General features: G+C 41.4%; 22 protein-coding genes. 14 read left to right on the top strand and 8 right to left on the bottom strand.

The features are described from left to right. Positions 1-4: 4 nt before the first annotated feature. Both BUC30_RS04795 and BUC30_RS04790 read right to left on the bottom strand, forming a co-directional pair. A complete protein-coding gene (locus BUC30_RS04795) occupies positions 5-1,315 on the bottom strand; it encodes a nitrogenase component 1 (RefSeq protein ID WP_073423770.1) in 1,311 nt (436 codons plus the stop codon). Next, entirely contained in the window at positions 1,308-2,180 is an 873-nt protein-coding gene (locus BUC30_RS04790) for a radical SAM protein (protein WP_073423769.1), read from the bottom strand. Before BUC30_RS04790 ends, BUC30_RS04795 begins: the two co-directional genes overlap by 8 nt. A 411-nt stretch (positions 2,181-2,591) precedes the next feature. Here BUC30_RS04790 and nifH point away from each other — a divergent pair, with 411 nt between their 5' ends. The 5 genes from nifH (at position 2,592) to BUC30_RS04765 (ending at position 7,772) form a co-directional block, all read left to right on the top strand. Continuing rightward, positions 2,592-3,437: a nitrogenase iron protein gene (nifH, locus tag BUC30_RS04785; protein WP_014545810.1), complete on the top strand. Its 846-nt coding sequence runs from the start codon at positions 2,592-2,594 to the stop codon at positions 3,435-3,437. Positions 3,438-3,632: 195 nt separating this feature from the next. Then, positions 3,633-3,878, top strand: coding sequence for a DUF4160 domain-containing protein (locus tag BUC30_RS04780; protein ID WP_073423768.1), 246 nt, complete (start codon positions 3,633-3,635; stop codon positions 3,876-3,878). A 1-nt stretch (position 3,879) separates the two neighbouring features. Next, positions 3,880-4,281, top strand: coding sequence for a DUF2442 domain-containing protein (locus BUC30_RS04775; RefSeq protein ID WP_170861502.1), 402 nt, complete (start codon positions 3,880-3,882; stop codon positions 4,279-4,281). Between the two features lie 669 nt (positions 4,282-4,950). Continuing rightward, complete coding sequence (locus BUC30_RS04770) at positions 4,951-7,236, top strand: hypothetical protein (RefSeq protein WP_073423767.1); 2,286 nt, start codon at positions 4,951-4,953, stop codon at positions 7,234-7,236. 11 nt (positions 7,237-7,247) lie between these two features. Next, positions 7,248-7,772, top strand: a complete 525-nt coding sequence (locus BUC30_RS04765) for a hypothetical protein (RefSeq protein ID WP_073423766.1) — start codon at positions 7,248-7,250, stop codon at positions 7,770-7,772. 114 nt (positions 7,773-7,886) lie between these two features. On the opposite strand, the gene mnmA is transcribed toward BUC30_RS04765, so the two are convergent. The 4 genes from mnmA to BUC30_RS04745 all read right to left on the bottom strand — a co-directional run bounded on the left by mnmA (position 7,887) and on the right by BUC30_RS04745 (position 12,821). Next, positions 7,887-8,987, bottom strand: coding sequence for a tRNA 2-thiouridine(34) synthase MnmA (mnmA, locus tag BUC30_RS04760; protein ID WP_073423765.1), 1,101 nt, complete (start codon positions 8,985-8,987; stop codon positions 7,887-7,889). A 211-nt stretch (positions 8,988-9,198) separates the two neighbouring features. After that, complete coding sequence (cysK, locus tag BUC30_RS04755) at positions 9,199-10,131, bottom strand: cysteine synthase A (RefSeq protein ID WP_073423764.1); 933 nt, start codon at positions 10,129-10,131, stop codon at positions 9,199-9,201. 25 nt (positions 10,132-10,156) lie between these two features. Beyond that, on the bottom strand, positions 10,157-11,443 hold the full coding sequence (locus BUC30_RS04750) for an O-acetylhomoserine aminocarboxypropyltransferase/cysteine synthase family protein (protein WP_073423763.1): 1,287 nt from the start codon (positions 11,441-11,443) through the stop codon (positions 10,157-10,159). A 361-nt stretch (positions 11,444-11,804) separates the two neighbouring features. Next, complete coding sequence (locus BUC30_RS04745) at positions 11,805-12,821, bottom strand: helix-turn-helix transcriptional regulator (RefSeq protein ID WP_073423762.1); 1,017 nt, start codon at positions 12,819-12,821, stop codon at positions 11,805-11,807. Positions 12,822-12,976: 155 nt separating this feature from the next. Between BUC30_RS04745 and BUC30_RS04740 the strand changes: the two genes are divergently transcribed. From BUC30_RS04740 to BUC30_RS04710, 7 genes are all read left to right on the top strand, one after another. Then, complete coding sequence (locus BUC30_RS04740; RefSeq protein WP_073423761.1) at positions 12,977-13,498, top strand: phospholipase D-like domain-containing protein; 522 nt, start codon at positions 12,977-12,979, stop codon at positions 13,496-13,498. A 69-nt stretch (positions 13,499-13,567) separates the two neighbouring features. Continuing rightward, positions 13,568-14,098 (top strand): type II toxin-antitoxin system death-on-curing family toxin, encoded by a 531-nt coding sequence (locus tag BUC30_RS04735; protein WP_073423760.1) that lies wholly within the window; start codon positions 13,568-13,570, stop codon positions 14,096-14,098. Between the two features lie 557 nt (positions 14,099-14,655). Continuing rightward, positions 14,656-15,450 (top strand): hypothetical protein, encoded by a 795-nt coding sequence (locus BUC30_RS04730; protein WP_073423759.1) that lies wholly within the window; start codon positions 14,656-14,658, stop codon positions 15,448-15,450. A gap of 3 nt (positions 15,451-15,453) precedes the next feature. After that, positions 15,454-16,911 (top strand): AHH domain-containing protein, encoded by a 1,458-nt coding sequence (locus BUC30_RS15755; protein ID WP_139260786.1) that lies wholly within the window; start codon positions 15,454-15,456, stop codon positions 16,909-16,911. Positions 16,912-16,940: 29 nt separating this feature from the next. Further along, a complete protein-coding gene (locus BUC30_RS04720; protein WP_073423758.1) occupies positions 16,941-17,465 on the top strand; it encodes an ankyrin repeat domain-containing protein in 525 nt (174 codons plus the stop codon). After that, the gene (locus tag BUC30_RS04715; protein WP_073423757.1) at positions 17,452-18,174 is read left to right on the top strand and encodes an ABC transporter ATP-binding protein; all 723 of its coding nucleotides are present in this window, start codon (positions 17,452-17,454) and stop codon (positions 18,172-18,174) included. The genes BUC30_RS04720 and BUC30_RS04715 overlap by 14 nt, the downstream gene beginning before the upstream one ends. Positions 18,175-18,182: 8 nt before the next feature. Further along, on the top strand, positions 18,183-19,409 hold the full coding sequence (locus BUC30_RS04710) for a hypothetical protein (RefSeq protein WP_170861501.1): 1,227 nt from the start codon (positions 18,183-18,185) through the stop codon (positions 19,407-19,409). Between the two features lie 172 nt (positions 19,410-19,581). On the opposite strand, the gene BUC30_RS04705 is transcribed toward BUC30_RS04710, so the two are convergent. Both BUC30_RS04705 and BUC30_RS04700 read right to left on the bottom strand, forming a co-directional pair. Then, positions 19,582-19,782 carry a hypothetical protein gene (locus tag BUC30_RS04705; protein WP_073423755.1) on the bottom strand — a complete coding sequence of 67 codons (201 nt, stop codon included), beginning with the start codon at positions 19,780-19,782 and terminating at the stop codon, positions 19,582-19,584. A 172-nt stretch (positions 19,783-19,954) separates the two neighbouring features. Further along, positions 19,955-20,764 carry an Rpn family recombination-promoting nuclease/putative transposase gene (locus BUC30_RS04700; RefSeq protein WP_073423754.1) on the bottom strand — a complete coding sequence of 270 codons (810 nt, stop codon included), beginning with the start codon at positions 20,762-20,764 and terminating at the stop codon, positions 19,955-19,957. Between the two features lie 100 nt (positions 20,765-20,864). Here BUC30_RS04700 and BUC30_RS16050 point away from each other — a divergent pair, with 100 nt between their 5' ends. Together BUC30_RS16050 and BUC30_RS04695 are read left to right on the top strand one after the other, a co-directional pair. Further along, positions 20,865-21,014, top strand: coding sequence for a hypothetical protein (locus BUC30_RS16050; protein ID WP_170861499.1), 150 nt, complete (start codon positions 20,865-20,867; stop codon positions 21,012-21,014). Positions 21,015-21,234: 220 nt separating this feature from the next. Further along, the gene (locus BUC30_RS04695) at positions 21,235-21,720 is read left to right on the top strand and encodes a hypothetical protein (RefSeq protein ID WP_073423753.1); all 486 of its coding nucleotides are present in this window, start codon (positions 21,235-21,237) and stop codon (positions 21,718-21,720) included.

Raw genomic sequence — 21,720 nt, 5'->3', positions numbered from 1 at the left:
CTCCTTAAATTTTCAGCATGGAAAGTGCTGCAGAGTAGATGTCTTCCAACAAGTAAAGACCGCCGGAATAACCAGCCACATGCGAGTTGATGACGATTTTTTCGATCATCGGATAGCTGATGTTCACGAAGTGGCCCTTGAGTTCGTGGGCGAGTTTCTTTTCCCAGTTCGAACCGATGATGAGCGGGGAGCCGCCAAAGTCCATTTTGCGGATTTGATTCTGGAGGTCGAAACCGTCCGTGGTGAACTCGACTTTTGTTTTGATGTCGTAATTCAGCGTGTTTGTTTCTTGCGAGACTTCTTCGCGGAATGCTTCCGGCGTGTCGTCCGTAACGAACAGCTTTTGCGGGAAAAGACCCATGTCGTTCACGAGAAACTTGGTCACGGCAATTACGTACTGGGCTTCGCTCACGACGGTAAAACGCTTGCTCACGATACGGCTTTCGAGAATCGTATCGGCGTAGCGTTCCAGGTAGTAGAAGAACTGCGCTTCGTTCTGCTGGATAACGGATTCCGTGAGTTCTTTGTCTGCGCCCGTGAACTCAGCGACCGTACGGAGGAACTTTGTCGTTTCGGCCGCACCAATTGGCAAAATCGGGTAGTGCAACAGCGGAATGTTGAATTCTTTTTCCAAGTATTTTGCGCTTTCGAGGCCTGCCCACGGCGAAACTAGAATCGTGTATTCTGCCGTCGGAATCTTTTGCAAGTTTTCAAGCCCGCGGCCAAAACCGAAAATCGTATTCGTCTTGAGACCGATGGACTGCAAAAGACGTTCGAGTTCACGCAAGTTGCCAAGCCAATACGGATCCTGCTGTGGCACGCCTGCGAATAAGTTGACGAGTCCCTTTTCCTTCGGGGCTTCGCCCTTGAACTTTCTCACATACTGTTCAAAGATGCTCTTTAAAATCCAGTCGTGACCGATGTAGTTGTTGCCCTTGAATCCCGGCGTCTTTGCCCAGATGACAGGCTTTTCGGCATCTTCGAATTCTTCTGCGACTTCTTGAATGTCGTCACCAATGATTTCACCCGTGCAACCGGAAAGAACCACGAACAGGTCGGCATCGATGATTTTGAGAGCGTTGCTGATGGTTGAACGCAACTTGTCTGCACCGCCAAACACGACTTCTTTTTCGCTGATACTTGTGCAAGGGTAAATGTTGGGGCTGAATCTGCCGCTCGTGCCGTTGTTATCGTTTAGCTTGGATGCGCATCCCGGACCGGAATGCAAAACGGGAATTGCTCCAGGAATGGATTGCACGGTCTGCATTGCTGCCAAAGCGCATTTGTAGCGCGCCTGATCCAATATTTTAGCCATGAGAGAAAGTCTCCTTTACACGGATGCGATCCATGTAGATTTGTGAACCAACGTCATAGACGCCGGGAACGCCAACAGCATCTGCTCTGCAGTGAGCGCAGTGCTTGAAAACATTGATAAATACGCCGGCCTGTTCCTGTGCAATTGCGAGTCCCTTCGGAGTCGGGGCCGGAAGATCCTTGAATCCGTTTTGCGGAATCAGCGGAATGATGTTGTATATAATCGCTCCCGCTTCGCGGACTGTAGCGGCCACATCTTCGATATGGTTGTCGTTGATGCCTGGGCAAAGAACCGTATTCACTTTCACGAGTGTCCCGCTTTTTGCAACCTTGCGAATGCCTTCCAGCTGGTTGTGGATCAAGATTTCAGCGGCTTCGACACCCGTGTAGGTCTTGCCGTGGTAGAAAATTCTCGCATTGATCATTGCTTCGATTTCTGGGTCAACGGCGTTCACCGTGACCGTAAGCGTATCGATGCCCACGTCGATGACTTCGTCTGCCTTGTCGTTCAGCAAAAGTCCGTTTGTGCTCATGCAACGAATCAGGTTTGGAAATTCCTTTTTGACGAGGCGGAAAGTGTCCAGTGCAAAAGGTGTCGCGAGCGTGTCGCCAGGGCCAGCAATACCCACCGTAGTAAGATCCGGTACGAATTCAAGAGCCTTGCGAATATAGCCACATGCTTCTTCCGGTTTGATAACTTTACTTGTATTTCCCGGAATTTGTGCGTCTTCGTTGATGCGACGGTCGCAAAAACGGCATTCGATGTTACAACCCGGAGCGACGGGCAAATGGATACGCCCTTTACGATTCTTGCATGCGCCAAAGCAGGGGTGCTCTCTAAAAACTGTTTCTTGATCGATTGCCATAAAACCTCACAAAGGCAAAAGATTCGTGGTAAACACAAGGCATAAAAGCCTTGCGCTAAACTAGCGGTAAATACCGATTTAGTTTATGTGGAAGATGATGAACGGTTTGCCTAGCGTTCTGTTGTGTGATTAATTCTTTTACTTCCCTGTCGAAGAAGTTCGGGCAAAAATTTAAAAAGCGGTATAGCGAAAGACAATATGAAACAAGGGGTGAAAATTAAAAAAAATGTTTTTTCTGGGCGTGCAATAGATTCCCGCTGAATGGGGTTATAAAAAGTTTTTATAGCAATGCGCAAAAAAGAATAATTGTGACGAAATGGGCTAAAAAAGTATTGAAAAGGGTAGACGCAAATTCTAAACTTGTTCTTGCCTAGCGTTTCTATAGGAAAATCCTAAGGAGACACTTATAATATGTCAAAGAAATTACGTCAAATCGCTATCTATGGTAAGGGCGGCATCGGCAAGTCCACTACAACTCAGAACTTGACCGCAGGCCTTGTGGAACAGGGCAAGCACGTGCTCGTTGTCGGTTGCGACCCGAAGGCTGACTCTACTCGTCTTTTGCTCGGTGGTCTCCATCAGAAGACTGTGCTCGATACCATTCGCGATAACAAGACCGAAATCCAGCTCTCTGACCTTGAAAAGGTTGGCTTCAAGGGCGTTCGCTGCGTGGAATCCGGTGGCCCGGAACCGGGCGTGGGTTGCGCAGGCCGCGGCATCATCACTTCCATCAGCATGCTTGAACAGCTCGGTGCTTACACTGAAGATCTCGACTACGTTTTCTACGACGTGCTCGGTGACGTTGTGTGCGGTGGTTTCGCCATGCCGATTCGTGAAGGCAAGGCGAAGGAAATCTACATCGTTGCTTCCGGCGAAATGATGGCTCTCTACGCTGCAAACAACATTTGTAAGGGTATTGCCAAGTACGCTGAACGCGGTGAAGTGCGACTCGGCGGTATTATCTGCAACAGCCGTAACGTCGATAACGAACTTGACTTGCTCCGTGCATTCACCAAGGAACTCAATACGCAGCTCATCCAGTACGTGCCGCGCAACAACATCGTGCAGCAGGCCGAAATCCGCAAGAAGACCGTGATTGACTTCGAACCGAATTGCAACCAGGCCAACGTCTACCGCGAACTTGCAAAGAACATCGACGAAAACGAACTCTTCACTATCCCGACGCCGATGACGCAGGACCGCTTGGAACAAATTCTCATCGACTACGGCATGATGGAAAAAGACTACTCCATTTAAAAACTTTTATTGCCTACTATCTCTAAAAAAATCCTGCCCAATCGGGTAGGATTTTTGCGTTATTTTTACAAAAAAAAGTGAAATAAATCTCCGAAAAAAGCGTGTTAAGAATATAGGAGGCTCAAAAGCTTCTAAAAAAACGTAACACAATATTGACGGATATAAAATTATATCCTAAATTCAAAGGAGATATAAATGCCGACATTGCTAATCCTCTTCGGTCTTAGATTCTATTTCTATTCTAATGATCATGAGCCATTTCATATTCATGTAGAGAGTTCTGATGGAATAGCGAAATATGGAATCGAAAACGGAGAAGTTTTATTGATTAAAAATGAAGGGCTAAAAATAAAGGACTTAAAATTAGCGGAGTCCATTATCGAAGAGAATAAGGAAATTTTTGAAAAGGAATGGAATCGCTTTTTTGGAAAGGATGCGTAATATGCACAAAAGGGACATTGAAAGCGCTGAACTCGTAAGGGGCGGAATTTTGCTAACAGCAAAGGATGGGCGTACAGCCCTTTTGAAATTCCGTGACTCGGAGCGACTTCGTTCTGCTAGTGCTGAACAGCGTGCCGCTTTCAGATTGTCTTTTGGGGGCTTGCGCTGGGATGAAATAGACGAAGATCTCTCTTACGATAGCATTTTTGAACCGCAAGCACATCCGTTGCGTGGCTCGGCGAAATTTAAATCGCTTAATATGTCCGAGGTGGCAAGACGGCTAGGAATACAACAGTCGTTGATGGCTGCGTATATGAATGGTTCCAAAAAGCCGTCTGCTGAACGGGAAAAGCATATTCGTGAAGAAATTCGTAAAATCGGGCGAGAACTTTTGGAAATTTGAGTTTTGTTTGCGTGGAGTGCGAAAATACTCTGTTTTAGAATACGAAAAATGCACTTTTTAAGAAAAAGTTATTCATTTTCGTAAATATTATGTTAATTTTATCTTGAAATAGAGAGTTTTGCTCTTGTTCTCTAGTTGAAATCTCGAAAATTTCCTTAGACGAGAACAGGGTGAACGCTCACGCAGGCATGCCGTCTTTGCGGTATGTTTCAGTTTGTCGTGCCGACTTTATGGTCGGTCTTTGGTCGTATGACCGAAGGGCAACAGCCCTTTTGGGGCGTGGGTCGTTTGCGTTTATCGTCTAAAGGCATTCGAGAGCCTCAACTAGGTAAATGCAACGATCTGCGCCTTTTTTGTATTCTCAAAAAAGTGGCATATTGTTCTATAAGAACAAAACTCTAGCAACAATAAGTTTCAATACGATGGGGAACTAAAAAAAACGTTTTTTGCGAATATGTGCAAAAATGTGTCTGTACTTTTATTTGATGTTAGATGATAAGAAAGTGTTGCCTCAACAGTTGTTGTTTCTAGGATATAACAATATAGCAAGGAGAATAATATGAATTTTATTCAATATCAAAAGCGTGAATTGCTTGAGGAATGCGGTTGCGTAAGAGATATATCTTTGCAACTAATTAGTAATAGAATTATGGAATAAAGGGGTTGATTATGAAAAAATTTATATGGTTGATTATTGCTTTGTTCTCTGTTGCTTTTTCTACACAGGACAGGTGTTTTGAAAAGGATTCAGGTGGATTTATAGTAAATGGAGGCGATTGGAAAAAATGTAAATCCGTTTGTTCTGGTAATGGGGGTGGCAATGGTGCTTCAAGAACGTTGGCTTGTTTTTGGGGAATGAGTGAATCCAATGAAGATTATTTTAAAAGAACTTATGATGAAAGTGTAAAACCGGAAAATAAGCCGTATTATTCTTTAAAAGATTACAAAGATAATTTTTGTGTATTTCTTGCAATGTCTATAGATTCTGCATTTCAGAAAGATTCTCCTCTTAAAGTTAGAAAGAGCTTAAATGCTCCTTTGGCGGAATATCTTTTTTGGAGTAATTATCGGGACTATTTAACTCTGTGCCCTCCTAACATTATTAGTAGAAAAAAATGGGATGAACATTTCAAAGAGTGCTACAGTTATAATACATGTTATGATGGTAATCCGTATCCGTCGGATTTTGCAGAAGCCCTTTTTGCCGATGGTCAAAAGGGTCGATTGGAACGTTTGTCCAAAAAAGAACTGTTTTGGTTCTTGCTTCTTTCGGAATATCGTGATTCTGAAGATAGTTATAAAAAAGGATATTTTTATAATCTGAGCAAAAAACTTGATCAAATGTTTGAACTAATAAAAGGTAATCAAACAAGGATGAAAAAGTTTAAAAGAGAATTCAATTCTGGAATGAAAACGAAGAATTTTATTACAGAAGAATTCAAAAAGACTCAAAGAAAAGACATTTTGCTTAATGAATATCTGAATTATTTAAATGATATTAGAAAAATATTGTCAGAGGTTTCTCCACGATGGATTCCTCTAATAGATGATGAAATTGAACTCCATAAACAGATTCCCACGGAATGCGAGGAATTGCTGACTACGGGAGCTGATAGAAAAAGTATCAAGGGTGGAATTGAGTATATAAAAAAGATTTGTAGCGAATATACTTTAACCTATGATTTACATAAACGTGTGCTAGATTCCTTGGAAGAGTATTATTGGAAGGGTGCTGATAAATATGGACTTTATGGATTTTATTTGAAAAATTTTCCAAATGGAAAATATTATGGTCTTGCTCAGAATAAACAGAAATCAATTTTTATTTCTGCAAATGAGGTGATAAAAAGAACAGAGGAAAAATTTGAAAAAGGAGCTTCTTTAGATGAAGTAATTGATGATTTGGAGGAATATCAAGAAAATTTTTCTGATTTCTCTAATGGTCGTTTAAATCAAATGATTGAAAAGTATACTTCGGTTAGAGATACGATTACATCTTATTTCGAAAAATTAAAATCTGATAAAGATTATGAATATGATGAACTTTTTAAATGCTCTTTTGTGTCTGGTAAAAATTCGTATAAGGTTAATTCTGACAGTTTGGAAAAATTGCCGGAAAAAAATGGAAAAATGTTCTGCATGTTTCCTCTGTATGCTAGTGAATCCATATTTTCGATTGTTAAGCAAGAGCTCTCTATAAAAAATCGAAAAATTGAGGATGGAAAAGAAATTGGATTTAATCCAAGTACAATGGAAGTTAATTATAGAAAAACAATTCATTCTAATGTTGAAAAAGGCTTTTTTGTGTATAACCCTTATAAGGTTTTATTTGATAAAAATGGATATTCAATTAAATTCCCGAAAGAATCTGATTTTGTGTTGGAACCTTTTGCGGCTCGAGATATAATAAGTCTGCTAAGCAAAAATGAAAATTCGGCATATTATTTAGAGTGCTTGCCGTTTGTATTGTTGTCGGATCATGGATTGTCACCATCTTGCGAAGATGCTGATAAAGCTGAGTATAATGCAAAAATAAAAGATGGTCGAATTCTATCGGTATCTTTTAAAACTGATTCAAGGTCAGTGTTTATTCCACTTAATAATTGGGGAGAAATTAATGGAATAATTAAATATTGGGATTCTGATATAGGAAATGTTGAAGTAGCTGTAAATGCAAGTATGCCTTCATTGTTTGATGAGCACGGACGCTCTAAAGTAACAAAAGTTAAAATAAAAGGATGTACTTTTACACCCCCAAGAAAAATAATAAGCTATAAGAATACAAAATATGGAAAAGAGCCTGTTTATGAAACGTATTCAAAAAAATGTGAAGAGGTAGCTTCTGAAACAGGGATGAATTTATTGCTAAATGCAATAACTCCATATAGATACAGGGATGGCGAATTTATACCTAACTTTTTGATTCGTTTTCTTGATTGGAATAGCATTAAATAAAAGGAGGAAAAATGATACCGACATTTATAATAGAATGGAAAGGACCTTATAAAAAATCAAGCGAAACTAATCAAACTAATATTCTTTATCTCATAACAGGGTCTTCAAAAGCAGGGAGACCTTGTAAAAAGATTCGTTATATTGGTAAAACGGGAAGTGGTTGTAGAGGTCGCTTTAATAAGAGTCATCCTTTTTCAACGATGGTAGGAAAAGATAAAGAGTTTTGGATAGGACGAATAAAAAAGAGTAAAAGTGCAAAAAAAGATTCTTCCGCAATATCTAGGGCTGAAAAAATTTTAGTTCATTATTTAACAGCCTATAAAACGTCCTTTCTAATAGACCTTTTGAATGAACGATTGAAAAACGAACCTCAAAAAGCATTTGGTGTTGTAAATCGATGGTTTAAAAAAAATGGTAAGGAATATGAAAAATACCTTTTCCCGTTTAACTTGATTCCTGATATAATATTGTGGGAGAGTTCTAAGGATGTTTTGATCTCATCGGATAAATTATATATTGAAAAAGATGTAGAGTGATATTAGAATTATAAAACTTTAAGGGGTGCTTGTTAAAGCACCCCTTTGGGTATATTTTTTTTGAATTACGTTAAAATATTGAGATTTGGTAAAATCGAGGCGATTCTCGCCCCTTTACTTCCCGATGATCGCGCTGGCGACTACGCCTTTGTCTGCATAGAGCACGAGTACTTGACCCGGTGCCGATGCGAATTGCGGTTCGTCAAATTTCACGCTGATTGTGCCGGCCGCAGTGTCCAAAGCCGTAATTCTTGCCGTTGCGCCTTTATGGCCGAGGCGAATATGTGCCGTGAGCGGTTGCTTCAAAAGCGGCGATGTTTCCGAAACCATCAAGTTCAAGTCAACGGCAGAAACTTCGGTACAGCTCAATGCGCTTCGCGGACCTAAAATCACCTGGTTGTGGTGCGCGTCAATTGCCACGACGTAAAGCGGTTCCGCTTGCCCGCCGATGTTGAGCCCCTTACGTTGCCCGATCGTGTAATGCACAATGCCCTTATGCTTCCCGAGAACTTTTCCGTTCACATCGATAAAATCTCCGGGAACGTTATCGCTCTCGTCAAATAGCACCGAGTAATCGCCGCACTCGATAAAGTCCTGGCTTTCGCGCTTTGTCGCAAAATCGTCCCAGCCGATTTCCTTGGCGAGCGCTTTCACGTCTGCTTTCTGCATTCCGCCGAGCGGAAAAATCACGGTGGAAAGTTGCTCTGCCGAGAGTCTCGATAAAAAGTACGTCTGGTCTTTATGCTCGTCAAGCGCTTCGTACAAGAATGGGACATCGGGATTCTTGAAATCGAGTCGCGCGTAATGCCCCGTCGCAAAGTAATCGAAATCAATCCCGAGCTTGCGTGCCGCATGCTGTAGCGCTCCAAACTTGATGCTCTGATTGCAACGGACGCACGGATTCGGCGTTCGCCCTGCGCGGTATTCCGCACGGAAATAGTCGAGAACTTCACGCTTGTAATCTTCGGCAACCGGAACAACGTAATGCGGAATCCCGAGACGCTCGGCAACGAGCTTTGCCTCTTCGATATTCTTGTCTTCGCTCGGACCGTAACAGCCTTCGCGACCTTCGACTGCAGGCATTTTCACGGAGCCGTCCCACGTCGCCATCGTCATGCCGACAACTTCGTAACCTTGCTTTTTCAGTAAATACGCCGAAAGGGCGGAATCCACACCGCCCGACAATCCAACAGCGACACGCTTTTTTTCAGACATCTTGTTGCCTTTTGTAATTCACCCGGCGCGCATCTCGAAAAAACTTTTAGAATAGCACGACTACAGATGAGGTATAAAACACAAATAAACGCTAGAGAGGCGAATGGAACCTTCTAGCGTTTGCATTCAATAAACTTTTGTTGAGAGGATGGTTTCTACCGCGTAGCGAATGGAACCGCGAAGCACTTACCGAACAAATTTTATCTAACACTTAGTCAGCGAAGAGCGGAGTGGAGAGGTAACGGTCGCCGCTATCCGGGAGGAGTGCGACAATCGTTTTGCCCTTGTTTTCCGGACGCTTTGCAAGTTCGATTGCGGCATGCAAAGCAGCGCCAGAAGAGATACCCACGAGGATGCCTTCAGCCTTGGCAATTGCCTTGCCGGCAGCGAATGCGTCTTCGTTCTTGACCGGGAGCACTTCGTCATAGACGGAGGTGTTCAAAGTATCCGGAACAAAGCCTGCGCCAATACCCTGGATCTTGTGCGGACCAGCCGTGCCCTTGGAAAGCACCGGAGAAGATTCCGGTTCAACTGCGACAACCTTCACATTCGGATTTTGGGACTTGAGGTATTCACCGACACCCGTGACCGTTCCACCAGTACCTACGCCTGCGACGAAAATGTCAACCTTGCCATCCGTGTCTTCCCAAATTTCCGGACCCGTCGTTGCCTTGTGGGCGGCCGGGTTTGCCGGGTTCACGAACTGACCCGGGATAAAGCTGTTCGGAATTTCCTGAGAGAGTTCTGTTGCGCGAGCGATTGCACCCTTCATGCCCTTAGCACCTTCGGTGAGAACGATTTCTGCACCGTAGGCCTTGATGAGCTGGCGACGTTCAACACTCATGGTTTCCGGCATCACGATGATGATGCGGTAGCCGCGAGCGGCGGCGACAGAAGCAAGACCGATACCAGTGTTACCAGAAGTCGGTTCTATAATCACGGAACCCGGCTTAAGCTTGCCTGAAGCTTCGGCATCGTCAATCATTGCCTTAGCAATACGATCCTTGACAGATCCAGCCGGGTTGAAATATTCAAGCTTTGCCACAATCTTAGCCTGGAGATTGTTTTCCTTTTCGATGTGGGAAAGTTCGAGGAGCGGGGTATGACCGATAAGTTGGTCAGCAGAAGAGTAAATCTTTGACATGGTAGAATCCTTTTGTTATTTGTAATTAAATCTGGTCAAGAGCCTGTGCGAGGTCGTTGATGATGTCTTCGTAGTGTTCCGTACCGATGGAGAGACGGATCGTTGCAGGAGAGATACCAGCTTCGGCAAGTTCAGCCGGAGTGAGTTCGGAGTGGGTCGTCGTATACGGGTGAACAACGAGGCTCTTCACGTCGGCAACGTTAGCGAGCAAGCTGAAAATCTTGAGCCCGTCGATGAACTTGAAGGCTTCTGCCTGGCCGCCCTTCACATCGAATGTGAAGATGGAACCGGCACCGTTCGGGAAGTACTTCTGGTAGAGAGCGTGCTGCGGATGATCTGCAAAGCTCGGGTGGTTGACCTTAGCGACCTTCGGGTGCTTCGAGAGGAATTCGAGAACCTTCTTGGTGTTTTCCACATGACGGTCAAGACGGAGCGAAAGCGTTTCAGTGCCCTGCAAGAGAAGGAATGCGTTGAACGGGGAAATTGCTGCACCTTCGTCACGGAGAAGGATAGCGCGGATGTAAACGATGTAAGCTGCTGCGCCAGCTGCTGCGGTGAAAGGCACACCGTAGCTCGGGTTCGTTTCGGTGAACTGCGGGAACTTGCCAGATGCAGCCCAATCAAACTTGCCACCGTCAACAATCACGCCGCCGAGAGTCGTACCGTGACCGCCGATGAACTTCGTTGCAGAATGCACGACGATATCAGCACCGTGTTCGAGCGGACGAATCAAGTACGGAGTACCGAAGGTGTTGTCGATCACGACCGGAATCTTGTTCTTGTGAGCGAGTTCGGAGATGGCCTCGATATCCGGGATGTCGGAGTTCGGGTTGCCGAGAGTTTCGATAAAGACGAGCTTCGTGTTGTCCTTGATAGCGCCTTCGACTTCCTTCAAGTTGTGGATGTCAACGAAAGTCGTTTCAATGCCGAACTTGGAAAGCGTATGTTCCAAGAGGTTGTAGGTGCCGCCGTAGATGGAGCGCTGTGCGACCACGTGGTCACCCTTGCGAGCGAGAGCCGTGATGGCATAAGTAAGAGCTGCTGCACCGGAAGCGACTGCGAGACCTGCGATACCGCCTTCGAGAGCAGCGATGCGCTTTTCAAAAACGTCCTGCGTGGTGTTGGTGAGGCGGCCGTAAATGTTGCCTGCATCCTTCAGATGGAAACGGTCAGAAGCGTGCTGAGCGCTGTGGAACACGTAAGAGGTGGTCTGGTATATAGGAACTGCTCGGGAATCGGTTGCCGGGTCTGCCTGTTCCTGACCAACGTGGAGCTGAAGAGTTTCGAAATGGAGCTTATTCTGAGTCGTCATATTATTTAAATCCTTTTGTGCGCTTGGCGCGAAATTTTCGCGTTCGCCCGAACGTTTTGTTACTGTTGGCGTCGGGCGACGCGATAGTTAATAGTTTTGCTCAATCCTGAGCGTTAAATTTTGGCGGTATTAGGCCCGCCCGCCTTCAGCTTGGTTACACATTCGACATCGCATAGCGAAATCCTCCAGGCTTTTCCCTTTCGGGGTGCCTCGTTCGTTTGATGTGCATAATTTAAAAACATAACCCTACTAGTCCAATAGGAAAGTAGGGTGAATTATAAAATTTTTCTAGAAAAGTTACTTATATATAAATAAAAGCTATAACAAGACCGTAATTTTGGTAATAACGAGTGGATTTTCCTTACTTTTCGTACTTTTCTACCAGCTTTTTTGCCGTTTCCAGTATCATCTGCCTCAGTTTTTTCGGCTGTTGGACCGTCGCGATGTTCCCATAATACATTACCCACTGCTTGAGTAATTCGTTCACCTCGACTTTCATCGTCACGCGGATCTCGTCGCCAGGCGCGTCTTCCATTTTCATGGAGCGGTGGTACGGACGTTCCTTTAAAAAGTTCTTGGCGTATTTCGGGAAGTAAATGACGACCTTTTCCTCTTGCGGATTCTGTTCGCCCAAAAGTAGTGACCCCGTGCGGATGCGCTTGCGCAGTGATTCAACAACCTTCGGGTCTTCTTCAAAAGTTTCCTTCAGCAATTTCACCGACTCGATGCGTTGCAATTTTAACGCGTAAGTTTTGTCGGGGTGGTGCTGCGAAACGCAACCGATATAAATGTCTCCATGACTTATGGCAATCATCAGCGGAACGCGCGGCTTATCCGAAGGTGTTCCCCAGTTGTCTGTATATTTTATCTGTACTTTCCGTTTTTGACGAATCGCGTTAAGAATGGTCGGCAGGTGCTTGCTCACGTCTTCGTCGTAATTGGGCGGAGTCCCCATGAAGAGAATGCGCCCGCTTAATTCTTTTGAATAGCTCTTCAGAATGTCTTGCTGCTTCGCGGGCAAATCCTGCGTGATTCTTCTGGTAAGGTCATCGATAAGGCTAGCTGTTGCCGGGTATAAGTTTGCAATGCGCTGCAAAAAGACAAAATGCAAAACCATATCGCCAAACTCCGGGAATATGAGCTTGTTTGCACGTTCGAGCGCCGCCTGGTAATAAGTCTTGCCGCTGTCGGTAATGCGTTGGATGTAATGGCTTTCGAGATTTGTCAATGCCTGCATATCGCGCTGCACGCTTCGCAATTCATTTGCGGGAATATCCAAATGCTGCATGATATCCGTAACGTTATAACGATTGTTATAGTGTGCCATCAGGTACACAAAAATTCGCACCATGCGTTCGCCGCGACCCGGATTTTCCATAAGACCTCCGTCCTTGTCATGCCGGACACTGTTCCGGCATCGCCACATTTCATCCCTTGTCACCCCGGATTTATTCCGGGGTCGCCATCTTGTATTTTCAATATAAATAAATCCGACGACATTTATTGTCGCGCGACAATACTATATTTCTTTCTATGTCCACGTTTACCAAGTACATCCAAAACGAAGAACACTATTCCGAAGTGATTTCCCGTATCGCGACAGTCCGTGAAACACTCTGGATCGGCACCGCCGATATAAAGGACGTTTACGTGAAACAGAACAGCGAATCAATCCCGTTGCTCGGACAACTTGCAGGACTCCTCAAGCACGGCGTTGGCGTGCGGCTCATTCATGCAAAAGAACCCGGCCCGAACTTCCGCGAAGATTTCGACCGCTATAAGATTCTCGCGACCGACCTCGAACGCGTCATGTGTCCGCGAGTGCATTTCAAGATGATGATATTCGACCTCGAAACCGCCTACATCGGCTCCGCAAACTTGACAGGCGCAGGCATCGGCATGAAAAGTTCTCTCCGCCGCAACTTCGAAGCGGGAATCCTCACGAATGACCCGGAAATCGTCGAACCCGCTATAGAACAATTTGACACGCTTTGGATGGGCGCCCACTGCGAAAAATGCGGCCGCCAAGAATTCTGCAGCGATCGAATCAAGTAATCTAAGCGACTGCAATTGTCGCATCGTCATTCTATATTCATGGTGTTCCCCTACAAAAAGGAGTACGTCATGGATAAAAACGAAAAACTTGAAATTGCAAACGTCATCAGCGACTTTAGAACGGCCCTCGAAACGCTGGACCGGTACGACCATCAACAACTTGAAATCCCCAAGGCTGGCGACTATGCCGAAACGAAAGGTGCCATAACATACGAACTCGCCATGGACGCTATTGCAGTGCTCAAGGAAAAGTTCCGCGACAGCGGCATCTTCGGCGTCGAAAAAGATGCCTCTTTCAAAAGTTCTCTCGGACAAATTTACCAGACCTTCAACGGCAAGGACCTTTATCCGACTGTACAGCTGAAAGCCGCAACGCTCCTCTATCTACTCGTCAAGAACCATTCCTTTATCGATGGCAACAAACGCATCGCCGCATTCATTTTCTTGTGGTACATGTCCCGCAACGAAATCCTCTATCGCGTGGATGGCTCCAAAATCTTGAGCGATGGCGCTCTCGTCGCACTCACATTGCTCATCGCCGAAAGTAAACCCGAAGAGCGCGAAACCATGGTCAAGCTCGTCGTAAACTTGATTCTGTGATTGAAAAAGTGTAGAAAACGCGCTTTTGCGTGCATGCCTTGTGAAAATTTGATTATATTTTTCAAAAAAAGAGGTTTTTATAAGGCAATCGCGTTTTTGACATAAGTTTGAGCTTTGCTCTTGGCTTTCATTCAGAATCGGCAAATTTTTGTTTCACGGAAGACTGAGATGCATTGGTTCACGCCATGTGGCGTGGGTTTTTGCATTTATTCCGTATAGGTTTTGCCGAACCACTGTAGGGTAATCGCACTAACTCCACGCTTTTTTTTGTGAAGTTCGCGAGTGAAAATAAAAAGGGAGTGAGCTTAGGCGACATTTATCGTCGCCTAGAGGTTGTATATTCTTGAGCAACTGCAAAACTTAACGGATGAGTGAAAACCTATGAAAGAATCATATTCACGGTCACTCTGGAGGGATGAAGTCCCGATAGAAGTCAAGTCGGTGAAAAAATGAGTGAAGTATGACTTGTTATTGTAAAAAAATCGGACGGACTTACACGGATACGGCAAAAACTCTTGTGTGGACTGCCCGATGGGTTGCATAGCGGAGGATAAATTATGAGGAAAAAGTATTTATTAAGTTTTATTTGTATTCTGTTTTATGTAGTAAACAGCTATGCTTTAGATGAACAAATCGTGAAGGTTACACAATCAGTGGCAGCCCCTAAAGAAGCGTATTCGCCATTCACCACTCCAACGCTTCCCGTTGGTATAATTAATTTAAAATATGATTTTGTGGTAAAAGCAAAAGACAATGCCCATGCTGCAATTGACTTGTTAATTAAATTCCCTAAGGATTTAAATGTTGAACTTGTTTCATGTGACGGTATCCAAGCAATTGAATTAAAAGAAGACGAAAAGGTTCCTGCCTTTGCAATTTATGAAGAGGATGATAATAAATATTGTGAATTTCTTATACCTCAAAAAAGTGAAGGAACGGGATTTGTTGAATTTCAATTAAATATTTCAGAAGAGCTTAAAGACAATGATATCCCTGTTGAATTTAAATTTAAGCATTTGCAAAAACCATTTCTTTTAAGGTATGGAACAGCAATTGGTATTGCGACAGGTATTGCTGCAGGTGTTGTCGTTGGTGTTTTAACATTTAATCCTGCTACAGGAGTGGCTGCTGGAACTGCTGCTGGAGGAGCGGCTGCTGGAGCTACTACTGGTATAACTATTGGACTCGGGGGAGCGATTGCCATAGGAGCAGGTGCTGGTGTAGCTGTTGCTGCTGGAACAACTTATGTTTCGTATGAAGTTATTAGAGAATCATTACAAGAGATGAAGAAAAAATATTCATCAAAAAATATGAATGACTCATATAAACGTTTTACTTTGCAAATTAGATAGATTGTGTTTAAGGGAAAATATAAGATTGTTTGGCTTCTATTAGTCTTTGTATGTTGTTTGCCTTTAAGTGCAAATAGTTTACTTAAAGACGAAAGCAGCCTTTTGTCAGAAAAAAACTCTTTAAAAAAAGAGTCCAATTCTCTTGTTAAGAAAGACAACTCTTTACTGAATAGCAAAAATTCCTTATTGAATGATGAAAATACCTTATTTAAAGATACATCTAGTTTGCTTGATGAAAAAACTGAAACAATCGGTATTTATAACAATATTGTTACTCCAATTACTAAAAATATAGAAGAGAGCGTAATTGAAAAAATTGAAACAGTAACAACGCGAGATGCATATATAAATAATTATGGAACTTTTCTAGAATCTGTAACTAGCATAGATCCTGTAGCGAGAAATAAGTTTGTTACTTATTTTGTTGATTGGCTGTGGTCTGGTCAGACAGAAAATTTTTTCACTTATGCGTCAAATAGAGCTGAATACGAGAAAAAAGTAGAACTTTGTTATGATAATGCTATAAAGAAATTTGGGGCTGGAACTGCGCTCGTTGCTACTACATGGATTGTTTCGTTTATTGTTCCAGGGGGAACAATAATTCATGTTTCTATTGTTATGATAGCAAAAGCAACTACTGTTGGAGCATTTACAGGAGCTGCGTTTGACGGAGTTTTTTCTGCAGGTAAAGCAATATATCAAGGAAAATCTACAGAAGAAATTGTTTATGAAACAATAAACGGAGCTGCTAGTGGATATATATTTGGCGCTGTAGCCGGATTAGCTGAAGGTGTGGTGCATGTTGCCGTATTAGCTAAAAATGCAAAAAAAATAGCAGATGGAACATATATCCTTTTTGGAAAAAAACTTTATGACAAATCTGGAAGGATAATTCGTGATTTATCAGAATTTTCTGATGACGCTTTAAAAACATTAATGACTTATATTGAAAAAGGTGATGACATTGCAAAAGCAATAGATAGATTGGCGATTAATTATGAAGAACTTAATAAACTTCGTTTAGCATTAGAGCGCGGAGAAATATCAAGTGCAATGTTCTGGGAAAAAGTTGCAAAAAACAATTGGGAAAAAGAAATCTGTGATCAATTTATAAAAGGAAAAGTCGATTTTGGTAGATATCTAAGAAATTTAATTGGAGGCCCCCCTGTTGGTATGATAGACCCTCATGCTCATCATATTTTACCCAAAACGGGCAAAGGGTATATTCAACAAAATTTAGTTGAAGAGGGACAAAAAGTTCTTCGTTCGTATGGAATAGATCCTGTTTTAGGCTTTGAAAACTTATGTTGGGCTCCCAATAGAGTTGTTGGGCAACATTCAACAGAGGCTATTAGCGAAATTGTTGATGGTTTGAAATTATTACAAGAAGGTGGAGCGACAAAAGAAGAAATAATAGATTTTTTGAAAGTGATGGGACAGAAGGCTGCTTTGCGTAGATAATATTATAAAAAACAAATGGAGAAAAAATTATGGAAGAAGATATGAAAAATATAAGAATCGCAATTCACAATGGTGATTTGTCCGCTGTAAAAGCAATTGTAAAAAAAAATCCTGATATACTAAAAGAAATTTCCTCTTTTGGTTCTGTTTTGCAGATTGCCGCAAGAGAAGGAAACAAACAAATTGTAAGTTTTTTGCTTGAGTGCAAATGTGATGTTAATTTGGGAGGAGGACTTTTTAAAAAATCTCCAATTGGGGAAGCTGCTTTCAAGGGCTACTTAGAAATTGTTGATTTATTAGTAAGTAATGGTGCGAAATTAGATGTTACTTCTTTTGAAAATAATCCATTATTTGCTGCTATATATAACAAAAATGTTGATGTGGCGAAGTATTTAATTGATAAAGGAATTGATATAAATGCGACATATCCACTTGGAGAATTGGGAGAGTGTGATGCATGTGAATATGCAAAGCAATATGGTGTTGAAGAGGTCTATAAATATTTAAAATCAAAAAATAGGATTGTCAAGGAGTTTCCACGTGATAAAAATTAATAAACTATGCAAAAATTTTGGAAATAAAAAAGCGGTAAGCAATTTATCTCTCGAAATTCCAGAAGGTAAAATTTTTGGCTTTTTAGGACCGAATGGTGCTGGAAAATCTACGACAATCAAAATGATAACAGGAATTGAAAAACCTACATCTGGTGAAATTTTTATTAATGATATTGATATTCACAAGAATTCTCTTTTAGCTAAATCACAAATTGCATATATTGCTGATGAGCCGACCTTCTATGAGTATATGACAGGAATTCAATATTTGAATTTTATTTCAGATATTTTTTCCATTTCTGTACAAGCTAGAGAAGATGCGATTACTTATTATTCAAAACTGTTTGATCTCATTGATGCTTTAAATGAATTTATTTCAAAGTATTCTCATGGAATGAAACAAAAATTGTCCTTGATAGCAGCTTTTATTCATTCTCCAAAAGTTATTATTCTTGATGAACCGATGGTTGGTCTTGATGCGAAATCTGTAAAAATTCTAAAAGACACATTAAAAGCATTCGCTGCTAATGGAAATACAGTTTTTTATTCAACTCATGTAATGGATGTGGCAGAGCGTTTTTGTGATAATTTTGCCATTATAAATAAAGGAGAGCTTGTGTATTCTGGAACTTTTGAAGATCTTAAGTCAAAAGTTGGTGAAAACGATTCAACATTGGAAGATTTGTTTCTTCAAATGACTGAGATATAAAAATGAGAGTGAGACAAGTAATAAATCTTTTAGCAATGAGAGATAGTTATCACCCTATCCTCAGTCGGCTCTTCAAAAAATATCGTTATCCTGTAATTTCCATTATAATGAATGGAATTGTTGGCTGTAGTTGTTTTATCTTATTGGCTGTAGCGTTTCTAGGCTTATCATTTTTTTATACAACAGTTGATCAAGATAAAATTATATACATAGCATGTGGATTAATAATTGTTTATTCCTTTCTAGTAACGGTTAAAACTGCGTACGCATTCTTTTTTTCAGGGAAAGATATAGATTTGTTGAAAACTCTCCCTATTACAAAAACAGAAATTTTTGCAAGCAATTTTGTATTTTTTTATAAAAATCAAATTTTGTTTTCACTTTACATTATATCATCAGCGGTCTATAGCTTGCTAAGGGATGCCTTTTCTTTAGAGGTGTTACTTGAAGGTCTTGTTCTTGCGTTCTTAATACCTGCTATTACGATTTTATTTGTGTTTTTTCTGTCCCTGATTATTCATTTCTTTTCTCAATTTTTTACTGATTCAAGAATAAATGAAAAGCTAAAATTTAAGAAGCGATCTTCATTTTTCTCTCTAGTCATATATGAGAAAAAGAATTTGTTGTTATTTGCGTCTCTGAAAACGGAAATCTTATTGCAATGGGTAATGTCTATAGTATTTACTGCTATTGCTTTTAAGGTAAATTACAAATACATAAGTTTTATATCTCTGTATCCTGCGATTAGTATGATAAATGTTTCTAGCTTTTCAAGAGAAGGTAAATTTCACAATATTCTGCAAACTTTACCAATTGATAATAGAAAACGAATAATGGCAAAAGTTACATTCTATATGTTGTTGGTATTTCCTGTATTTATTTTGTGCTATGGAACTCTTTTTGCAATGACAAGAAAAATACTTATTCTTCTTTTGCTTATTCCAAATTTACTATTTGTATTGAATACGAGTTTGATGGGTGTAAAAACAGATATGAAAAATCCTAGAATTTATTGGACAAACCCTCAGGAATCGTTTAGAATGAATTTTCTTGTTTTCTTTAGCTGTATTTTTTTAGGAGTCGTTACAGAATTATTGACTTTCTATCCTGACTTGTTTTTTATTAAAAATCAATATTTTGCAATTCTTGGGGGAATATTGCTAAATTTATTAGTTTTCATGATTTTAGTTCCGAGAAAAGGAAAAAACATTTTGCAAGAGATGGATGCTAAGTAACGATACATCTACACGATGCATCTTTCTAGCCCCCATTGAAGTAAACCCATGCTCGCCAAGTATGACAAGGCAAATGGACTTACATCCTGCGATTTTTTCTGCAAATGGCTTAAAGAAAACTGGGTGTAAGAAACCCCTGAATTATACTCAGGGGAAAGCTTCGCTGGAAAAATTATGCTTTTTTCTTCCAGGAACGGATTTCTTCTTCTGGAACGCCTGTTATAATGGAAATTTTTTCAACAGGATCTCCATAATCAAACATTTTGCGAGCAAATTCGCGTTTGGTTTCTTTAATTTTGGCTTCAAGCTCTTCTTCTTCCACTTCGGCAATGGACTTGTAGCCGTAAACTTCGCTGCATTTCTTGAAATCCATCTTGAATTGCACCTGTGCTTCGCCTTTGAACCACTTAGCGATATCGTTAAACCATTACTAAAAATATCTTTTTAGCAAAGAGACTGTCAATAGCTTGAATTGAGAGCCGTTTTATGAAAAAAATCCCTGAAGTAAGTTCAGGGATTATGAAGAATACTTGGCCAAATGGAAATTATGTCCTGTTTTTCCAAGAAAGAATTTCGTCTGTGGGAATATTATAGTGACGAGAAATGATTTCAGCCGGGACTCCGTCATTGAAAAGGCCCTTAGCTTTTTCACGATCTCTTTCGGCAAGCTCTTCTTCCACTTCTTCAATGGACTTATAGCCGTAAACTTCGCTGCATTTCTTGAAATCCATCTTGAATTGCTCCTTGGCCTCGCCATTGAACCACTTGCGTAAATATATAAAAGTTTGAGTAAGAAAGTCTTCTGCTTCGTCTTTTGGTAGAGCCTTAAGTCCTGCGATGGCTGGCTTCAGATACTTTTTAAGCTTATCTCCAGAAAAGACATATTTCAACGCAACTAGCGCGAGTGCGATTTTGGGCGAGATTTTAGAAATTTCATCTTCGCTAAAAATATCGCTGATATCCACAACTTCCAAAATAAACGGAAGTCCGATTTTGTGGTAGTATTCAGGGTAATTTGGAAACATAACTTGTTTCTCGATTTTCCATGAGTCCTGCCCGTTGTACAGAACGATGGCGATTGTCGGAATGTTTTTCTGATTCCTGACCATGATTTCATACCAGTATTTTACAAGCTGGGGTATAAGCGAGTAGTCGGGATAACTTTTGTGCTCTTCGAGGATTCCGACGAGGAGTTCAGCTTGTTTGGGATCGTCGCTTTCGAGTTTTACGGTAAATGCCAAGTCGCTGTATCCGAAAGAAATGGTGTCGCTGTATGCACCGGGAATTTCTTGCAAAGTATCTAGATTCACGGTTGCGAGGAATTGCGCGAGATGTGACCCTAGCCTAATAGCCACAGATTTGTATTTGCTTTTCTCTCAAGTGCTTAGGATGTATAGAGACGACATTATTTGTCGTGCCTCGGTGCTAGATTAAAAACATTACGAGGATTTGAAAATGAATAAGAAAAATGTTCCGTTGACTCCTGTAGTGCTTTTCAAGCTTATTTTTGTTTTTGTTGCTATGGCGATAATTTGGTATTACGCACAGATGCTGGTGTATGCGGAAGTGATAATTATTTTGATGAGGCTGAACGGTAGCTTTTAATGCATGACCCTTGAAATTGTAAGCTTCCCCATAATTTAGATGTTATGCGCAAGCTTGGGGTTCCTGAAGAAAAAATTCAGGAAGCAAAAGCTATGCAGGAAAAGGCGTCAAACAATTGATTTTTTGATTTTCAACATCAAAAAAATAAGGGGTTTCGCGGACGACGATAATTGTCGTCCGTTGAATCTACATTCTTGATAGTCTCAAAAAAAGAGGATTTATGACTATCAAAGAATTTCTAGAAGAAAAAAAACTGTTTTGCGTTGTGCAAGGCAAAGAACTTAGTGAGAGAATTGTTGCCGCTCTCGGTAATTGTCCCGTGTGGGAAGATGTTGACGTTTTCAAGGACGAGGTGGGCGAAGAATGGGATGATTTCGCTGCTACGGAACACTGCCGGATGCTTGTAGACAGCTGCAAAAAGGATTCTCCGTATATTGTTCTTTATTGTGACGTGGCTGAATATCGTTGCGAAGATCCGGAATCTCCTGTAACGGCCACCAAACTTCGCGAATTCCTTAGCTGCTTTACGTGTTTTGAATGGGAGTCGTCTTCTTGGATTTCGAAACAACCTGAATTTTATTCTGAAAGGATAGTTACAGTTTTTCCAAATGGTGTCGTGGAATTCTCTGCAAAAGAAACGAATGAGTATCCGAAACACTTCATGCTAATTCCGCAAAACATCTGGGATGAAAATAATTATGTGTAG

The sequence above is a fragment of the Fibrobacter sp. UWB7 genome (assembly GCF_900142945.1).
Lineage (GTDB): Bacteria > Fibrobacterota > Fibrobacteria > Fibrobacterales > Fibrobacteraceae > Fibrobacter.
This window is presented reverse-complemented; position numbering and strand designations above follow the sequence as displayed.